Consider the following 15,741-nt stretch of genomic DNA (forward strand, 5'->3'; position numbering starts at 1 on the left):
AAGCGGTGTCAGTGCCTTGACTACAGAAGCCCCTAAAACTATGTTGCGGCCGACTTCAGAGCGGGCTGGAACAGGCTTAATCCGTAACCGTTTACAACTCCAAAGGGTTCTGGCATGGCTGGAACGGAGGAAATGGGCAGGATTTCGAGATGACCGGCAACCGTAACGATAGTCTGGACGAGCGCCGCAAGCGCCTTGCCGATGAGTTGGCGAAGGTGAAGGCGGAGGACGAGGCGGAAGAGAGGGCGGAGCGCAACGCAGCCGAGAGCCGTAAGGGTTTTGGGGTAGCGGTAAAGCTTTCCTCCGAGTTCATTTCGGCCATCGTGGTCGGCGCTATGCTGGGTTATCTTCTGGACTATTTTGCCGGCACGTCGCCGTGGGGGATGATCATTCTTCTTCTTCTCGGTTTCTGCGCAGGCGTACTGAATGTGTTGCGCTCGGCGGGCATGGTGGCAAAGCCGCTTTCGCCGGAGAGCACAGATAAACAGGACGAGGGTGGAAAGCGCGGTCGCTGACCAGCTTTTCGAACAGTTGAGATGGTGCCGCTATGTGCGGCGACAGGTAAAGAGGGCAGCCGGTGGCAAACGATCCGACCCATCAGTTCTTGGTGCAGCCGATCATTCCGATCGAAATCGGTGGTGTCGATTTTTCGTTCACCAATGCGTCGCTTTTCATGGTTGCGACCGTCGCAGCAGCTTCCGGTTTCCTGTATTTCTCGACGTCGACGCGCGGTCTTATCCCCACCCGCATGCAGTCCGTCGCGGAAATGTCCTATGAGTTCATCGCTTCGATGCTGCGCGAAGGCGCTGGCAAGAAGGGCATGGTCTTCTTCCCGTTCGTGTTCTCGCTGTTCATGTTCGTGCTGACAGCCAACCTTCTCGGCATGTTCCCGTATTTCTTCACGGTCACGAGCCAGATCATCGTCACCTTTGCGCTCGCCTGCCTGGTCATCGGCACGGTCGTCGTTTACGGTTTCTACAAGCACGGTCTGCATTTCTTCGGTATCTTTGCGCCTTCAGGCGTGCCCAAGGTGCTGCTGCCGCTTGTGGCGTCCATTGAAATCATCTCGTTCCTGTCGCGTCCCATCAGCCTTTCCGTTCGTCTCTTCGCGAACATGCTGGCTGGTCACATCACGCTGAAGATTTTCGCAGGTTTCGTCGCCTCCATGGGTGCCCTGGGCGCTCTGGGTGTCGGTGGTGCAGTCCTGCCGCTCATCATGACCGTCGCAGTGATCGGTCTGGAATTTCTCGTCGCCTTCCTGCAGGCATACGTCTTCGCGGTACTGACGTGCATGTACCTGAACGACGCCGTGCATGGTGGTCACTGAGAAAGTTAAGTCGCTGGCCCCGGTAACCGGGTGTCAAGAATAGCCGCAACAACCAATATCTCAAGGAGTCTCACATGGAAGCGGAAGCAGCAAAGTACATCGGCGCAGGTCTCGCATGCCTCGGCATGGCTGGTACGTCCCTCGCACTCGGCCGTATCTTCGGTGATTACCTCTCCGGCGCACTGCGCAACCCCTCTGCTGCCGACAGCCAGTTCGGCCGTCTGGTATTCGGCTTCGCCGTTACGGAAGCTCTGGGCATCTTCTCGCTGCTCGTTGCTCTCCTTCTCCTGTTCGCTGTCTAATATCGGCATCAGGTTTGGATCACGGCTCGCAGATCAGCGTGCCGTGATCCTTCGCATTTGCAGTACCCCTGGAGGTGAGCATGTTCGTGACCGAGGCTTTTGCCCAGTCAGCACCGGCGTCAACTGAAACGACGCAAACACCGGCTGCAGGCCACGCGGCCCCGGAAGCCACGCATACGGAAACCGGCGTGGCGCATGGCGCCGAACACGGTTCCGGCGTATTTCCGCCGTTCGACCAGTCGACCTATGCATCCCAGCTTTTGTGGCTGGCCATTACGTTCGGCCTTTTCTACGTGCTCATGCAAAAGGTCATCGTACCGCGCGTTGGCGGCATCCTTGAGGATCGCCACGGGCGCATCGCACAGGATCTCGACGAAGCGGCCCGGCTGAAATCTGAAGCTGACGCAGCCGTCGAAACCTATGAAAAAGAACTCGCTGCTGCCCGCGCAAAGGCAGGCTCGATCGGTTCTGCCGCCCGCGACGCCGCAAAGGCGAAAGCGGACGCTGACCGCGCTGCCATTGAAGCAGGCCTTGCGGAAAAGCTTGCTGCTGCTGAAAAGCGCATCGCTGGCATCAAGGAACAGGCTTTTGCCGACGTCGGTAGCATTGCCGAGGAAACCGCGACCGCAATCGTTGACCAGCTGGTTGGCGCCAAGGTCAAGGACGCGGATGTGAAGTCTGCCGTTGCTGCCGCTTCTGAAGCGAAGGGAGCCTGATCATGGCGTTTGATGCATCATTTTTTGCTCTCGTCGGCCTTATCCTTTTCTTCGTTCTGATCGCCTACCTCAAGGTTCCGGGCATGCTGGCGAAATCGCTGGACGAGCGCGCGCAGAACATCACCGAGGAACTGGCGGAAGCCAAGCGCCTTCGTGAAGAGGCACAGCATCTGCTGGCCGAGTACCAGCGCAAGCGTAAGGAAGCCGAAGCTGAGGCCGCTGGCATCGTTGCCGCCGCCGAGCGCGAAGCGGCTGCTCTGACGGCGGAAGCCAAGGCCAAGACGGAAGAATTCGTCGCCCGTCGCACGGCTCTTTCCGAGCAGAAGATCAAGCAGGCGGAAGAAGACGCGATCGGCGCTGTACGCTCCGCCGCCGTCGATATCGCGATCGCTGCTTCCGAGAAGCTGATCGCGGAAAAGACGACGGCTGCCGCCAAGGCAAAGCTTTTCACCGCGACGATCGGTGAAGTGAAGTCGAAGCTGAACTGACACCTGTTCAGCGCGCCATTCGAAACCCCTCCGGCTCCGCCGCGAGGGGTTTTTTATTTTCGGTTTTGAGAAGGTTGGGCCTGTGATGAAGTGCACGCCGCCTCTGGCCGTCCGCGATGCGGTGCTCGGTGCCGTGAGCGTTCCCGACAGGGGATACATGTCGTAGCTCCGTTTTGCACCAGAGCCGGTCATCAGTGAGGTGTGCTAAAGTGTGGCTGCGAGGATGTTGAAGAAGAGGCGTGAATGTCGAGAACGGGTCGTCTATTCGAAATGCTCAGCGTTCTTCGTGCGCGAAGATCTCCGGTAACCGCTATCGAACTGGCGCGCGAACTTGGGGTATCTCAGCGCAGTGTCTACCGGGACATCGAGACTTTACGGCTCCTCGGAGCGCCTCTCGACGGACAGGCGGGTGTTGGCTTTCGCCTGAAGGAAGGCTTCTTTCTTCCGCATCTCGCGTTTTCACCTGACGAGCTGGATGCCTTGATACTTGGATTGGAGTGGGTGCAGCAGCGAGCTGATCCTGCTTTGGTCCGAAGCGCCGAGGCTGCTTTGGCGAAGGTATTGTCAGCGCGGTCTGCCAGCACCTTGCTGGGCGCCGAATCTCCGCGTTCCCTGATAGCCGCCACAGCGTCTGAGCGCACCGATCCTCCTCACGTCGCCCCGATGAGGGACGCTATCCGTCGGCAACGTAAAGTCTCCATTGAATATATGGATGCTCAAGGCACCGTATCGAGCCGAACAATCTGGCCGATTGCCGTTGTTTATTTTGATGATGTGCGCATTGTGGCGGCTTGGTGCGAAAATAGGGCCGCTTTCCGCCACTTCCGTGTAGATCGCGTGCGAGGGACGACCTTATTGGAGGAACGCTACCCGGAGCGCCGCCATTCGCTGATGAAACGTTGGCGGGATCAGGACCGCGATTGGCGTTCATTCATGACAGTTTCTGACGTGGAGGTTCGTTAAACTCATGCTGCCGTGATTAGCGGTGTCATATCAGAGGAAAATCAATGGTTGCCTTCTCTCCTGCTGCATTTGCCGATTTCGTGACCGCCGACGATGATTCAGCCATCGTAATGTTGAACCTTTTGCGGTTTGATCCCAATGGTGGCCGGGCTAGGCATATTGAATACCTGAAAATGGCGGCTCCGATCTTGGCGCGCTTCGGTGCGCGGATTTTGTTCCGCGGCGATGGCCTGCCTATTCTAACGGATGGCAGAGTTGAGATGTGGGACGCGGTTTTGCTGGTACAGTATCCGGGAAGAGCTGCATTCCAGGCAATGGTAGAGGATCCGGAGTACCAGATCGCGTTTCAAGTTGGAAAATCAGCGCTCGCGGATATTGTGCTGCAGCCGCTAAAGGAGTCCGATACTCTTGCATAGTGCCAGACTTAGAATGCCGTGCAGATAACGATGGCGATCTCCGGCCTTCCTGTCGCGGTTAGAAAAGCCCTTATGGCCGCTTGGGCAGAAAGCAGAACTTACTGCCGGATTTTTTTCGCAGTCTAAACGGGGCGCTAACATCAAACCTGCCGTAGCGGCCGAAAGCTCATGCGATGCAGCGGGCAGGGGCCGTGGGTTTCTATGGCGCGCAGGTGGGCGGCGGTACCATATCCGGCGTGGCCGTCGAAGCCGTAGGCGGGATAGATTTGCGCAGAGCGTTCCATCATTCGATCTCGCGTGACCTTAGCGATGATTGATGCGGCTGCTATTGAAAGCGAGCGTCCATCGCCTTTGATGACCGCTTTGACCGGGCAGGCGATGCCGGGCGGCATGTCGCGTCCATCTGCGAGAACCAGTTGAGGAGATACGGGCAGGCCCAGAACAGCGCGGCGCATTGCGTCTAGGCTGGCGCGCAGGATATTCATATCGTCGATCAGCTTCGGGCCTGAAGAGGCGATGGAAACCAGCGAGGTTTCCATGATCTGCTTGAAGAGGGTTTCGCGTTTCGCCTTCGAAAGCTTCTTGGAATCGTTGAGACCGGATGGGATATTGTCCGGATCGAGAATGACGGCGGCTGCTACGACCGGCCCTGCAAGCGGCCCGCGACCGGCCTCGTCGGTTCCGACAACCGGCCAAAGCCCCTTGGATTTTCCGTCCAGCTCAAGGGAAAAATCCGGGCCGGTTTGAAGCAGGTCGAAAAGAGCGGGAGAATCGGGTGCGGTGCGGCGTTTCATGCGGCGGAAACTGGCACACACACCCGATCTCCTGCAAGCCCCCGGAAGCGGGCGATGGGATGCAACCTGCCGATCAAGGGGCGTGGCCGGTTGCATCCAGAAGGCCGTCATGACCTTTCTTCTCCTTAAGGGCGGCAGGAAGAAGAGTATCGCACGCGAGGCGGCGGTCCGGGGGCATACGACCGGTGCGCCAGGGAAAACGCGCCGGGCATCTCGTTGAGCGGAGGCTCTCTCCGCAATGGTTCAAAGGAGTGATAGCTGCACGCCGGATCCGCCCGGCGGCTTGAACAGATCGTCGCGCAGCTGAATGCCGCGACGCACAAGGCCGAGCCTTTTCGTGGTCATTTCGAACCGGCGGCCGATCTGCCATGCATAGGGACCGGCCCCCTTCATCCGTTTGCCGAACTCGGCGTCGTAATCCTTGCCGTCACGCATGGAGCGGACGAGAGACATCACATGCCGGTAGCGATCCGGATAGTTTCGCAGAAGCCAGTCGCGAAACAGCGGGCTGACCTCCAGCGGCAGACGCAGCAAGACGTAGGATGCTTCGCTGGCACCTGCGGCCTTGCCAGCTTCCAGTACCCGCTCGATCTCATGGTCGTTCAGGGCCGGAATAATCGGAGACATCATGATTGCTGCGGGAATGCCGGCATCGGTCAGCGTCTTGATGGCTTCCAGCCGTTTTGCCGGTGTCGAGGCGCGTGGTTCCATGGTGCGGGCCAGCTTGCGGTCGAGCGTTGTCACCGAAATGCCGACCTTTGCCAGACCCTTTTTTGCCATCGGTGCCAGAATATCGATATCCCGCGTGATCAGCGCCGATTTGGTGACGATGGCAACGGGATGCTCTGCCTCTGCCAGAACCTCGAGGATCTGGCGCATGATGCGCCATTCACGCTCGATTGGCTGATAGGGGTCCGTGTTGGTGCCGATGGCAATCACACGCGGCTTGTAGCCCGGTTTGGCCAGTTCTCTCTCAAGCAGTCTGGCCGCATCCGGTTTGGCGAACAGCTTCGATTCAAAATCCAATCCGGCGGAAAGGCCCATATAGCTGTGCGTCGGCCGTGCGAAGCAATAGATGCAGCCGTGTTCACAGCCGCGATAGGGATTGATCGAGCGGTCGAAAGGGATATCGGGAGATTCGTTGCGGGTGATGATGGCGCGTGGCTTCTCGACCTGAACCTCGGTGCGGAATTCCGGCATGTCCTCCAGCGTCTGCCAGCCGTCATCATAGACTTCCCGCTGAAGCTGTTCGAAGCGCCCGCCCGGATTGAGCCCGGCAGCGCGGCCACGACGGCGGTCGATCTCGATCCGCAGGCCCGATTCATCGGCCATCGCATTGGCAATATCCTGCCTATGGCCAGGCTGAAAGGCAGCCTCGCCTGAAAGCATGTGATCTCTCATCTGGGTGCTCCCCAGGGCGTCATGTATCCACCAAGGCACATGAAACGCCCTAAACCGTTCCTGCTCGCGCATCGATCTCATCGCCTGCCCGATGATTAAATTCCTACTCCAGAAATGAGAACAATACAAGAACAAAATGAAGTTGATCTGTCTTCACGGGTTGAAGGGGGCGCGCGGACGGTCCTGTCGCCGATTGAAGCGCGCACATTAATTTTAATGGAAGAGATCCTGTTTTCGAAACGCTGGCGCAGTGGCAATTTATTGTGCGATGCGTTAAAGCTGGGCACATGTTGACAGTCATAATGGAATGCCGGGATCAGGAACCGGAACTGGCGCATACGCTTTCGGCGCTGGTGACCGGAGCCGTGGAAGGGCTGGTAAGCGATGTGGTGATCCTTGACCACGGTTCGCGCGATGGATCGTCGCGCGTTGCCGATGCGGCTGGCTGCCGGTTTTATCAGCAGTGGAACATCGATGACGTCATGCGTTCCGTGCGTGGTGAATGGATACTGCTGGTGGAACCGGGTGCACGCCCCCAAACCGGCTGGATCGAGGACATTCTCGAATATGTGTCGATCAACAAGTCGCCCGCGAGGTTTTCTCCGTCGCGACATTACAAGCGCTCTTTTTTCAGCCGTATGGTGCGCCGCCAGCCGCCTCTGGAATACGGTTATCTTATGCCGAAGAAACACGCCATGACGATTGCGAAGCCGGGCATGAACCTTGCACAGCTCGTCCATGCGCAGAAGCCGCGCCGCCTGACTGCGGAACTCATTCCGTCATGGGTGTTGAGCGCGGCCCGATAAGCGGAAGATTCCTGCTAAGACGCGCCGCGTTTCAGGTGCTCGTCAAGCCGCGGCATGATTTCCACAAAATTGCAGGGCATATGCCGGTAGTCCAGCTGTGCCTTGATGATGCCATCCCAGGCATCCTTGCAGGCACCGGGTGAACCGGGCAGCACGAAGATGAAGGTCGCGTTTGCCACACCGCCCGTCGCGCGGGATTGGATGGTCGAGGTTCCTATCTTGTCATAGGAAATGCGATGGAAGACCTCGGAAAAGCCGTCCATACGCTTCTCGAACAGAGGCTCCAGCGCTTCCGGCGTTACGTCGCGCCCGGTGAAGCCCGTACCGCCGGTGGTGATGACCACATCCACATTGTCTGAAAGTGTCCAGTCGCGGACCGTTTCGAAGATCGCCGCCTTGTCGTCCGGAACGATGGCGCGAGCCGCGAGGCGATGCCCGGCCTCGGTGATTCTCGCAGCGAGCGTATCGCCGGACCTGTCATTTTCCAGCGTGCGTGTATCGGAAACGGTCAGAACCGCAATGCCGATGGGGATAAACTGTCTCTCGTTTGCCATGGCATCATCCTCAAATGGTCAAATCGTTTGTGTTGCCTGAAAATACCAGCCCGGCCGTTTGCTTCGAAGCGATGTTTCGGCTTTTTTCGCTGCTTCTTGAGAGGCAAACACTCCGAAGCAGGTAGCGCCCGAACCGGACATGCGAACCGTCGAGGCGCCTTCCTGAGCAAGCAGGGCGGAAACCTCGCCGATCTCAGGCAATAGTGCCTTTGTAGGTGCCTCAAGATCGTTGCGGCTTGCAGCAATGAACGCCAGCCAGTCATTCGCCGGTGTTTCGGGCAGGGGAGGGTTGGTCTTGCTGGTCAGCCGCCGGAAGATATCGGGCGTCGAGACGGCCATCAGCGGATTGGCCAGCACCAGAAAAAGCCGGGGTAGATCGTTAACGGGCTGAATATCCTCACCGATGCCACGCGCGATCAGGGACTGGCTTTCAAGGCACATCGGCACGTCGGCGCCCAGCCCAAGCGCAATCGCGGCAAGAGAACCGCCATCGATCTGCCCCTTCCAATGTCGCAGCAGTCCCCGCAACGTTGCCGCCGCATCGGCAGAACCGCCACCGATGCCGGAAGCGACAGGCAGGTTCTTTTCGAGATGGATGGCGACCGGGCGTGCATTTTGATTGCTGTCCACAAGAGCGGTGCGAAGGAGATCGCGCGCGCGGGTCACGATATTATCGTTGCCATCGCCAGCGCGAAGAATATCGCCGAACGGGCCGGAGATCGAAAAGCTGTCCTTGTCCGCATCGCGGATGCGGATCAGATCGCCGGCCTCGGTGAAGGCGACCAGCGTTTCCAGAAGATGATAACCATCGGCCCGCTGGCCGGTCACATGCAGAGCAAGATTGATCTTGGCCGGGGCGGTTTCGAGTGTCTCCACCGCTCCGGAAATGTCATTCGCTTGCATGCCACATCAGGACTTCTTGTCCGGGGCAGGTGCCGGTGCAGGCGGAGCAGGCGGCTGCGGTGCAGCTTCCTTCTTGGCCGTGTTTTCGGCGTCCTTTTCCAGCGGCGGCAGGCCGTTGGCGATCTTTTCCTGAACCTTGGCCTTGTCCACGTCGTCACTGTCACCGATCAGCGACCGGTTCCATTGATAGACGGCCTCGATCTTGCGGCCGACACGCCAGTAGGCATCGCCAAGGTGGTCGTTGATGGTCGGATCGCCCGCCTTGAGTTCGATGGCCCGCTCAAGCTCGGTCACCGCCTCATCGAAGGCACCAAGACGATAATGTGCCCATCCGAGCGAATCGACGATGTAACCGTCGTTCGGGCGAAGTTCGACGGCACGGCGGATCATGTCCATGCCTTCATCGAGGTTTACGTTGCGGTCCACCCAGGAATAGCCCAGATAGTTCAGAACCTGCGGCTGCTCGGGGTTCAGCTCCAGCGCGCGCTTGAAGTTCGGCTCTGCCTTGTCCCACTCCTTGAGGCGCTCATAGGCGATGCCCCGCTGGAAGAACACGGACCAGTCGGACTTCTGCGGCACGGAACCGATGGTTTCGATGGCCTTGTCGTAGTTTTCCGCCATGGCCTTGTAGTCCTTGGCATCGGAAAGAACGCTGCCATAGGCGAGGTAGGAGCGGATGTCCTTCGGATCGGAGTCGAGCAGCGATTTCAGATGCTGGCGCGCTTCGTCCACCTTGCCGGTCTGCGCCAGTGTCAGGCCAAGCTGCAGCTCGGAGATGCGGTGCATCGGCGAGTCCTTCGGCACTTCGCGGTAGAAGGCGATGGCGCGCTCCGGCTGTTTCTGCACTTCGGAAAGGCCGCCGAGCAGGATCAGCGTGTCAGCGCTGTTCGGGTCGAGGCCACGCGATGTCTGGAGATAGAGCGTGACGATCTCCTCCGCGCCCTCGCGGTTCAATGCACCGGCAATGGAAAACATCACGGAGGCTGCGCCTTCGACGGCGTTTGTTACCTGCTGCGCGGGCTTTTCACCCTTTTCGATGGATTCGCGCAGCGCCTTCAGCGGCGCATAGTTCGGCGCGAAGGTGTCGCCAACGGCAACGGCGTCGAGCGCCTTCTGCTTGTTGCCAGCGGTCGCTTCCAGACGCGCCAGCGCCATGACGGCGCGCATGTAGGTGTCGGAAGCCGTCGCGCCGCCTTCGCGGTCGGTTACCGCTTCATTCAGGCTCTTGCGTGCGGCGTCCGTATTCCCGGCGACAAGCGCAATCGCGCCCGCATTGTATTTCTGGAAGATCGAGATCCAGCCCGGACCCTTCATGTTGTTGACGAGCGCCAGCGCCTCTTTCGGCTTGCCGGAACCGGCACGCGCCCATGCGCTCAGCAGCGTGTTGACCATACGGTCAAGATCATTCGGACCGGTGTATTTCAGGATCTTCTCGGCCTTGGAGAATTCCTTGTGCTTGATGGCGTCCAGCGCCCGCACGATGGTCGTCACGCGCTCCACGGAGGCGTCATCCTTGAGCGTGTCGGCAATCTTTGCACCTGCGTCGAAATTGCCGCTCAGCAGTTCGGCGATCATCAGGCGCTGACGGATTTCCGAATTGGCGGGATCGTATTCCAGCGCCTTTTTGTAGAGCGAGATGGCCGTTGCGTAATCCTGGTCGACATCGGCCGTGCGGGCGGCAAGGAAAGCGCCGGAAAAGGTGTTGACCTTGCCGGCATCGAACGTGACGGTCTTGTCTTCCGGTTTCGTCTCCGCGAAGCCGGGGGTGGCGCCTGCTCCTATGGTGAGAGCGGCGATGAGAGCCGCGCTGCAAAGAAGACGGGATGCTGGTTTGCGCCGCATGAAGGAACCTTTGCCTTTGTGCCGAAGCACGGAAAAATCAGTTTCCATTGTTTGGTCACGACAGAATGGCTTTTTTGGAGCAGGCCCGCAAGAAATTATGGCCGTGTTTGCTCTGTCGGAACCACCGGGCGGATGAAGCAGTCACCCGCCTTCTGGTTGTGTACATGAAATCAGTTCAGGCGCTCGATGCAGAAATCGATGACTTCCAGCAGCGCGTTTTTCCACGGGCTCTGCGGCAGCGGCGCAAGCGCGTCACGGGCAATGGTGCCATAATGGTTGGCGCGGCTGATCGTATCTCCAAGCCCGTTATACTTGGTGATGAGGCCCAGCGCCTTTTCAAGGTTTTCGTCGCTGCTTTCGCCCTTTTCGATGGCGGTGCGCCAGAAGGCGCGTTCGTCTTCGGTGCCCCGGCGATAGGAAAGAATGACGGGCAGGGTGATCTTGCCTTCGCGGAAGTCGTCACCGGTATTCTTGCCGAGATCAGCGGATTTGCCGCCGTAATCCAACACGTCGTCGACCAGCTGGAAGGCGAGGCCGAGGTTCATGCCGTAGGATTTCAGCGCGCTGCGGGTTGCCTTGTCCGTCTTGGCGACGATAGGGCCGACTTCCGCGGCGGCGGCAAAAAGTGCTGCCGTCTTGGCGCGAATCACCTGCAGGTAGTCATCCTCGGTGGTTTCCATGTTCTTGGCGACGGAAAGCTGGAGAACTTCACCCTCGGCAATCACGGATGCGGCGGTGGACAGAACATCCAGCGCCTCCAGCGAGCCGACGTCGACCATCATGCGGAATGCCTGACCTAGCAGGAAGTCACCGACGAGAACGCTGGCCTGATTGCCCCAGATGGTGCGCGCGGTGGACTTGCCGCGGCGCAGGTCGCTTTCGTCCACGACGTCGTCATGCAGAAGCGTTGCCGTGTGCATGAACTCGACGCTGGTCGCCAGCTTGATGTGGTTGTCACCCTCGTAACCGAACATCGACGCGGATGCGAGCGTGAGCATCGGGCGCAGACGCTTTCCGCCGGACGAAATGAGATGGTTGGCAACTTCCGGAATCATCTGGACATCGGAACCGGCTCTGGAAAGGATAAGCTGGTTCACCCGTTCCATGTCGGGGCGGGTCAGGTCGACAAGCGGCTTGACGGATGCGAGTTTGTTTTTGCTTTCTTCAAGCGGTATGACGACGCCCAAGGGACCGGACTCCTGTTCGAATTTGCATTCGACAATAAAAACTGGCGCTTGTCGCGGCAAGGGGCGAATTGCCGCTCGCCATTCAAAAAGATGGGAATTCAGGAATAAAGCAGGATTATTGATGAAAGAACTGATTCGTACCAACGATGCCGTGTTGTTGTCCTTTGCTGAAAGTCTCATGAAGGACGCGGGCATTCATTGCCTAATCGCCGACCAGACGATGAGTATCCTCGAAGGGTCGCTTGGCCTTCTGCCTCGCCGGTTCCTGGTGGAAGAAGATCGCGCCGAAGAGGCACGCACCATTCTGGTGGATGCCGGTCTTGGCGACGAGCTGCGTGACGGGAAGGCTTGACGGGCGTGTCCGGCGACATTTCAGAAACAGTCGATGCCTTTCATCGCGGCCGTTTTCACGTTATCCAGCCGAAGGGCAGAGGACACCGGGCAGGCATGGATGCGATGCTTCTCGCTTCGCTGGTGGCCGATGAGAAACCTTGCCGCGTTGCCGATCTCGGCGCCGGTGCGGGTGCGGCGGGCATGGCGGTGGCCGCAAGGCTCGTAAACGCCGAGGTGACGCTGTTCGAGCGTTCGCCGGAAATGGCGGAGTTCGCTCGTCGCAGCCTTGCATTGCCGGAAAATGCTGCCTTCTCGGCGCACGTCTCCGTTAGGGAAGCGGACGTTACCCTGCGCGCCAAAGCTCGTGCAGAGGTCGGCCTTGTCGAGGGGTATTTCCACCACGTCATCATGAACCCGCCCTACAACGATGCTGGCGATCGCAGGACGCCGGATGCGCTGAAGGCCGAAGCGCACGCCATGACGGACGGATTGTTCGAGGACTGGATCCGAACGGCAGGTGCGATCATGGTATCGGGCGGGCAGCTTTCCCTCATTTCCCGGCCGCAATCCGTGGCGGACATCATCGCCGCATGCGGCCGCCGTTTCGGCGGAATCGAGATAACCCTCATCCATCCGCGCCCCGGTGAGGATGCCGTCCGCATGCTGGTCACGGCCATCAAGGGATCGCGGGCGCGGCTGTCTTTCCGTGCGCCGTTTGTCATGCATCTGGATGACAGCCATGCCTTCACGCCCTTCGTGGATGACCTGAACAACGGTCGCAGGGCGTATGCCCGCCACGTCAACACGACGAACCGCAATAGATAAATATCGCGGATGGACGGGGAGCGAACCATTGTGTTTTCCGGCGCGATACATACATCGGTGCGGAAGATTTCAGTTCGAGTGAGGATTTTATGGCCGGTTTTCTGAAGCGTCTGATGCCGAAGCGGTTTCGCAAGCAGGAAACCGTCATTCCCGTGGTGCGTATGCAGGGCGCAATCATGGCGGGCGGAAGCCAGTTCCGGCCAGCGCTCAACCTCGCATCCTACGCGCCGCTTCTCGACAAGGCATTTGCCATGAAGGATGCACCGGTCGTTGCCATTTCGCTCAATTCGCCGGGTGGTTCGCCCGTGCAGTCGCGCATGATCTACAACCGCATCCGCCAGCTTGCCGATGAAAAGAACAAGAAGGTGCTGATCTTCGTTGAGGACGTGGCGGCTTCCGGCGGCTATATGATCGCGCTGGCGGGTGACGAGATCATCGCCGATCCCACCTCCATTGTCGGCTCCATCGGCGTCGTTTCGGGGGGCTTCGGTTTTCCGGACATGCTGCGCAAGATCGGTGTCGAGCGTCGCGTCTATACGGCGGGTGAAAACAAGGTCATCCTCGATCCGTTCCAGCCGGAAAAGGAAGGCGATATTGAATATCTGAAGTCTCTGCAGGTGGAGATCCACAATGTCTTCATCGACATGGTGAAGATGCGGCGTGGATCGAGGCTGAAAGATGAGCCGGTGATATTCTCCGGCCTGTTCTGGACGGGCATGCGCGGCCTCGACCTCGGTCTGATCGATGGCCTCGGCGACATGAAGGAAGTGCTCCGCCGCCGTTATGGCGACAAGGTAAAGCTCCAGCTCATTACTGGGGGGCGCTCGCTGTTTGGCAAGAAGCTTCCGGGTGTGGATGCCGCTTTCGGGATGAGCGCGGAGCGTCTGGCTGCGGGTGCGGTCTCGGGGCTTGCGGAAGTTGCCGAAGAAAAGGCATTGTGGTCCCGTTACGGCCTCTGACAGTTCGGGATAAAGCTTTTTCTGATGGCGCAGCTCATTACAATTCTCATTCTGGTGGTCGGTGCCATCATACTCTACCGCCGTTTCATCAAGGACGCGGAGAAGCTGACGGCGAAGTCGCGTCAGCGCGAAAAGGAACGCCAGACCGGCGCGATCGGCACGCTCATCAAGGATCCGGAAACCGGCGAATACCGTGTGAAACGGGAGGACGAGCCGTGAGCGCCTGTTCGCGGCGCATAAATCCTTGACCCCCCGGCTTAGGCATGGCACCTGTCCGCATCCGACGTAGGTATAATCCCTACTTGTACTCTTTAACGCTGTGATGACCGCAATGACCGACGTTCCAGACCATATGAACCCGAAGCGCTCCTTTCAGGCGCTGATCCTGACGTTGCACAACTACTGGGCCGACAAGGGCTGCGCGGTTCTGCAACCGTACGATATGGAAGTGGGTGCCGGTACGTTCCATCCGGCAACGACGCTGCGTGCTCTGGGGCCGAAGCCTTGGAAGGCCGCTTACGTGCAGCCGTCACGCCGGCCGTCTGACGGCCGCTACGGGGAAAACCCCAACCGTCTGCAGCATTATTACCAGTACCAGGTCATTCTGAAGCCGAATCCCTCGAATCTTCAGGAACTCTATCTCGGCTCGCTGAAGGCCATCGGCCTCGACCCGCTGCTGCATGACGTGCGTTTCGTGGAAGACGACTGGGAAAGCCCGACGCTCGGCGCATGGGGTCTTGGCTGGGAATGCTGGTGCGACGGCATGGAAATCTCACAGTTCACGTACTTCCAGCAGGTCTGCGGCATCGAATGCTCGCCGGTTGCGGGCGAGCTGACCTATGGTCTTGAGCGTCTGGCCATGTATGTACAGGGCGTCGATAACGTCTACGACCTGAACTTCAACGGTCGCGAAGGCGATGAGAAAATCTCCTACGGCGATGTCTTCCTTCAGGCCGAGCAGGAATATTCGCGCCACAACTTCGAATTTGCCGATACGGCCATGCTGCATCGCCACTTCATCGACGCGGAAAAGGAATGCCAGGCATTGCTGGCGGCCGGTGCGCCGGGCGACTCCGGCGCCCTGCATAAATGCGTTCTGCCCGCATATGACCAGTGCATCAAGGCGTCGCACGTCTTCAACCTGCTCGATGCGCGCGGTGTGATCTCGGTCACGGAACGTCAGAGCTACATTTTGCGCGTGCGCACGCTTGCCAAGGCCTGCGGCGAAGCCTTCCTGCTGACTGATGCGGGTGGCGCGAACTGGAACAAGGCCGCCTGACGGTTTATATCGTCAGGTGATGACGGCGGGTCAGCCACGCATTATCGTGCGGCCCGTCGAGGTTTCATGAGGGGGATCCGAAATGTTCATCACGCTGGCAATCATCGCGGCCATCGCGCTTTATGTGGTCTTTATCTACAACGGCCTCGTCAAGGCGCGGCAGATGAAGGAAGAGGCGTGGTCCGGCATCGATGTGCAGTTGAAGCGTCGCGCCGATCTGATCCCCAACCTCATCGAAACCGTCAAGGGTTACGCGGCGCATGAAAAAAGCACCTTCGAGGAGGTGATTGCCATGCGCAACCGGGCTCAGGCTGTGCCTGCCGGTGATGTCGAAGGCCGCGCCCAGGCCGAAGGTCTGCTGAGCCAGGCGCTTGGCAAGCTGTTTGCGCTGGCGGAAGCCTACCCCGACCTCAAGGCAAACACCAATTTTCTGGAATTGCAGCGTTCGCTCGAAACCATCGAGGGCGAAATCCAGATGTCGCGCCGTTATTACAACGGTGCGGCACGAGACCTGAACGTCAAGGTGGAAAGCTTCCCGTCCAATCTGGTCGCCGGGCAGTTCGGTTTTGCGAAAGCACCTTATTTCGAGATCGACAACCCGGCGGATCGCGCCGTTCCAACCGTGAAATTCTGACCTTTCCGCCCG

At 59.1% G+C, this 15,741-nt stretch carries 20 protein-coding genes; 14 read left to right on the forward strand and 6 right to left on the reverse strand.

Going from position 1 to position 15,741, the window contains the following annotated elements; translation table 11 throughout:
* The first annotated feature begins 149 nt into the window (after window positions 1-149).
* The 7 genes from N7578_RS12350 to N7578_RS12380 all read left to right on the forward strand — a co-directional run bounded on the left by N7578_RS12350 (window position 150) and on the right by N7578_RS12380 (window position 4,212).
* Complete coding sequence (locus N7578_RS12350) at window positions 150-515, forward strand: AtpZ/AtpI family protein (protein ID WP_311110616.1); 366 nt, start codon at window positions 150-152, stop codon at window positions 513-515.
* 62 nt (window positions 516-577) lie between these two features.
* The gene (locus N7578_RS12355) at window positions 578-1,327 is read left to right on the forward strand and encodes a F0F1 ATP synthase subunit A (RefSeq protein ID WP_311110617.1); all 750 of its coding nucleotides are present in this window, start codon (window positions 578-580) and stop codon (window positions 1,325-1,327) included.
* A 74-nt stretch (window positions 1,328-1,401) separates the two neighbouring features.
* A complete protein-coding gene (locus N7578_RS12360) occupies window positions 1,402-1,629 on the forward strand; it encodes a F0F1 ATP synthase subunit C (protein ID WP_003494147.1) in 228 nt (75 codons plus the stop codon).
* 80 nt (window positions 1,630-1,709) lie between these two features.
* Window positions 1,710-2,345 (forward strand): F0F1 ATP synthase subunit B, encoded by a 636-nt coding sequence (locus N7578_RS12365; RefSeq protein ID WP_311110618.1) that lies wholly within the window; start codon window positions 1,710-1,712, stop codon window positions 2,343-2,345.
* Window positions 2,346-2,347: 2 nt separating this feature from the next.
* Window positions 2,348-2,833 carry a F0F1 ATP synthase subunit B gene (locus N7578_RS12370; protein WP_311110619.1) on the forward strand — a complete coding sequence of 162 codons (486 nt, stop codon included), beginning with the start codon at window positions 2,348-2,350 and terminating at the stop codon, window positions 2,831-2,833.
* A gap of 243 nt (window positions 2,834-3,076) precedes the next feature.
* Complete coding sequence (locus N7578_RS12375; RefSeq protein WP_311110620.1) at window positions 3,077-3,796, forward strand: YafY family protein; 720 nt, start codon at window positions 3,077-3,079, stop codon at window positions 3,794-3,796.
* A gap of 44 nt (window positions 3,797-3,840) precedes the next feature.
* On the forward strand, window positions 3,841-4,212 hold the full coding sequence (locus tag N7578_RS12380; RefSeq protein ID WP_311110621.1) for a DUF1330 domain-containing protein: 372 nt from the start codon (window positions 3,841-3,843) through the stop codon (window positions 4,210-4,212).
* A 140-nt stretch (window positions 4,213-4,352) separates the two neighbouring features.
* Here the strand turns inward: N7578_RS12380 and N7578_RS12385 are convergent, their stop codons facing one another.
* Both N7578_RS12385 and N7578_RS12390 read right to left on the reverse strand, forming a co-directional pair.
* A complete protein-coding gene (locus N7578_RS12385; RefSeq protein ID WP_311112490.1) occupies window positions 4,353-5,006 on the reverse strand; it encodes a ribonuclease HII in 654 nt (217 codons plus the stop codon).
* Window positions 5,007-5,249: 243 nt separating this feature from the next.
* Window positions 5,250-6,407, reverse strand: coding sequence for a PA0069 family radical SAM protein (locus N7578_RS12390; protein WP_311110622.1), 1,158 nt, complete (start codon window positions 6,405-6,407; stop codon window positions 5,250-5,252).
* Between the two features lie 287 nt (window positions 6,408-6,694).
* On the opposite strand from N7578_RS12390, the gene N7578_RS12395 reads away from it, so the two are divergent.
* Window positions 6,695-7,213, forward strand: a complete 519-nt coding sequence (locus N7578_RS12395) for a glycosyl transferase (RefSeq protein WP_311110623.1) — start codon at window positions 6,695-6,697, stop codon at window positions 7,211-7,213.
* A 14-nt stretch (window positions 7,214-7,227) separates the two neighbouring features.
* On the opposite strand, the gene moaB is transcribed toward N7578_RS12395, so the two are convergent.
* From moaB to N7578_RS12415, 4 genes are all read right to left on the reverse strand, one after another.
* Complete coding sequence (gene moaB, locus N7578_RS12400) at window positions 7,228-7,767, reverse strand: molybdenum cofactor biosynthesis protein B (protein ID WP_311110624.1); 540 nt, start codon at window positions 7,765-7,767, stop codon at window positions 7,228-7,230.
* Between the two features lie 18 nt (window positions 7,768-7,785).
* Window positions 7,786-8,670: a 4-(cytidine 5'-diphospho)-2-C-methyl-D-erythritol kinase gene (locus N7578_RS12405; RefSeq protein WP_311110625.1), complete on the reverse strand. Its 885-nt coding sequence runs from the start codon at window positions 8,668-8,670 to the stop codon at window positions 7,786-7,788.
* Between the two features lie 6 nt (window positions 8,671-8,676).
* Window positions 8,677-10,512: a tetratricopeptide repeat protein gene (locus N7578_RS12410; RefSeq protein ID WP_311110626.1), complete on the reverse strand. Its 1,836-nt coding sequence runs from the start codon at window positions 10,510-10,512 to the stop codon at window positions 8,677-8,679.
* Window positions 10,513-10,682: 170 nt separating this feature from the next.
* Window positions 10,683-11,699 (reverse strand): polyprenyl synthetase family protein, encoded by a 1,017-nt coding sequence (locus tag N7578_RS12415; RefSeq protein WP_311110627.1) that lies wholly within the window; start codon window positions 11,697-11,699, stop codon window positions 10,683-10,685.
* Between the two features lie 121 nt (window positions 11,700-11,820).
* Between N7578_RS12415 and N7578_RS12420 the strand changes: the two genes are divergently transcribed.
* The 6 genes from N7578_RS12420 to N7578_RS12445 all read left to right on the forward strand — a co-directional run bounded on the left by N7578_RS12420 (window position 11,821) and on the right by N7578_RS12445 (window position 15,729).
* Entirely contained in the window at window positions 11,821-12,051 is a 231-nt protein-coding gene (locus tag N7578_RS12420) for a DUF2007 domain-containing protein (protein WP_311110628.1), read from the forward strand.
* Between the two features lie 5 nt (window positions 12,052-12,056).
* Window positions 12,057-12,857, forward strand: a complete 801-nt coding sequence (locus N7578_RS12425; RefSeq protein WP_311112491.1) for a tRNA1(Val) (adenine(37)-N6)-methyltransferase — start codon at window positions 12,057-12,059, stop codon at window positions 12,855-12,857.
* Window positions 12,858-12,946: 89 nt separating this feature from the next.
* Complete coding sequence (locus N7578_RS12430) at window positions 12,947-13,816, forward strand: S49 family peptidase (RefSeq protein WP_311110629.1); 870 nt, start codon at window positions 12,947-12,949, stop codon at window positions 13,814-13,816.
* A gap of 24 nt (window positions 13,817-13,840) precedes the next feature.
* Complete coding sequence (locus tag N7578_RS12435; RefSeq protein WP_311110630.1) at window positions 13,841-14,035, forward strand: hypothetical protein; 195 nt, start codon at window positions 13,841-13,843, stop codon at window positions 14,033-14,035.
* Window positions 14,036-14,138: 103 nt separating this feature from the next.
* Window positions 14,139-15,095 (forward strand): glycine--tRNA ligase subunit alpha, encoded by a 957-nt coding sequence (locus N7578_RS12440; RefSeq protein ID WP_311110631.1) that lies wholly within the window; start codon window positions 14,139-14,141, stop codon window positions 15,093-15,095.
* A gap of 82 nt (window positions 15,096-15,177) precedes the next feature.
* On the forward strand, window positions 15,178-15,729 hold the full coding sequence (locus tag N7578_RS12445) for a LemA family protein (protein ID WP_004432753.1): 552 nt from the start codon (window positions 15,178-15,180) through the stop codon (window positions 15,727-15,729).
* Window positions 15,730-15,741 lie beyond the last annotated feature (12 nt).

The organism is Agrobacterium tumefaciens (assembly GCF_031801495.1).
GTDB lineage: Bacteria > Pseudomonadota > Alphaproteobacteria > Rhizobiales > Rhizobiaceae > Agrobacterium > Agrobacterium tumefaciens_K.

Coding starts and splice junctions, on each gene's coding strand:
- N7578_RS12405 (WP_311110625.1), bottom strand. CDS start 8,670: ATGCAAGCGAATGACATTTCCGGAGCGGTGGAGACACTCGAAACCGCC.
- N7578_RS12385 (WP_311112490.1), bottom strand. CDS start 5,006: ATGAAACGCCGCACCGCACCCGATTCTCCCGCTCTTTTCGACCTGCTT.
- N7578_RS12445 (WP_004432753.1), top strand. CDS start 15,178: ATGTTCATCACGCTGGCAATCATCGCGGCCATCGCGCTTTATGTGGTC.
- N7578_RS12395 (WP_311110623.1), top strand. CDS start 6,695: ATGTTGACAGTCATAATGGAATGCCGGGATCAGGAACCGGAACTGGCG.
- moaB (WP_311110624.1), bottom strand. CDS start 7,767: ATGGCAAACGAGAGACAGTTTATCCCCATCGGCATTGCGGTTCTGACC.
- N7578_RS12350 (WP_311110616.1), top strand. CDS start 150: ATGACCGGCAACCGTAACGATAGTCTGGACGAGCGCCGCAAGCGCCTT.
- N7578_RS12360 (WP_003494147.1), top strand. CDS start 1,402: ATGGAAGCGGAAGCAGCAAAGTACATCGGCGCAGGTCTCGCATGCCTC.
- N7578_RS12390 (WP_311110622.1), bottom strand. CDS start 6,407: ATGAGAGATCACATGCTTTCAGGCGAGGCTGCCTTTCAGCCTGGCCAT.
- N7578_RS12435 (WP_311110630.1), top strand. CDS start 13,841: ATGGCGCAGCTCATTACAATTCTCATTCTGGTGGTCGGTGCCATCATA.
- N7578_RS12375 (WP_311110620.1), top strand. CDS start 3,077: ATGTCGAGAACGGGTCGTCTATTCGAAATGCTCAGCGTTCTTCGTGCG.
- N7578_RS12365 (WP_311110618.1), top strand. CDS start 1,710: ATGTTCGTGACCGAGGCTTTTGCCCAGTCAGCACCGGCGTCAACTGAA.
- N7578_RS12430 (WP_311110629.1), top strand. CDS start 12,947: ATGGCCGGTTTTCTGAAGCGTCTGATGCCGAAGCGGTTTCGCAAGCAG.
- N7578_RS12380 (WP_311110621.1), top strand. CDS start 3,841: ATGGTTGCCTTCTCTCCTGCTGCATTTGCCGATTTCGTGACCGCCGAC.
- N7578_RS12370 (WP_311110619.1), top strand. CDS start 2,348: ATGGCGTTTGATGCATCATTTTTTGCTCTCGTCGGCCTTATCCTTTTC.
- N7578_RS12440 (WP_311110631.1), top strand. CDS start 14,139: ATGACCGCAATGACCGACGTTCCAGACCATATGAACCCGAAGCGCTCC.
- N7578_RS12410 (WP_311110626.1), bottom strand. CDS start 10,512: ATGCGGCGCAAACCAGCATCCCGTCTTCTTTGCAGCGCGGCTCTCATC.
- N7578_RS12420 (WP_311110628.1), top strand. CDS start 11,821: ATGAAAGAACTGATTCGTACCAACGATGCCGTGTTGTTGTCCTTTGCT.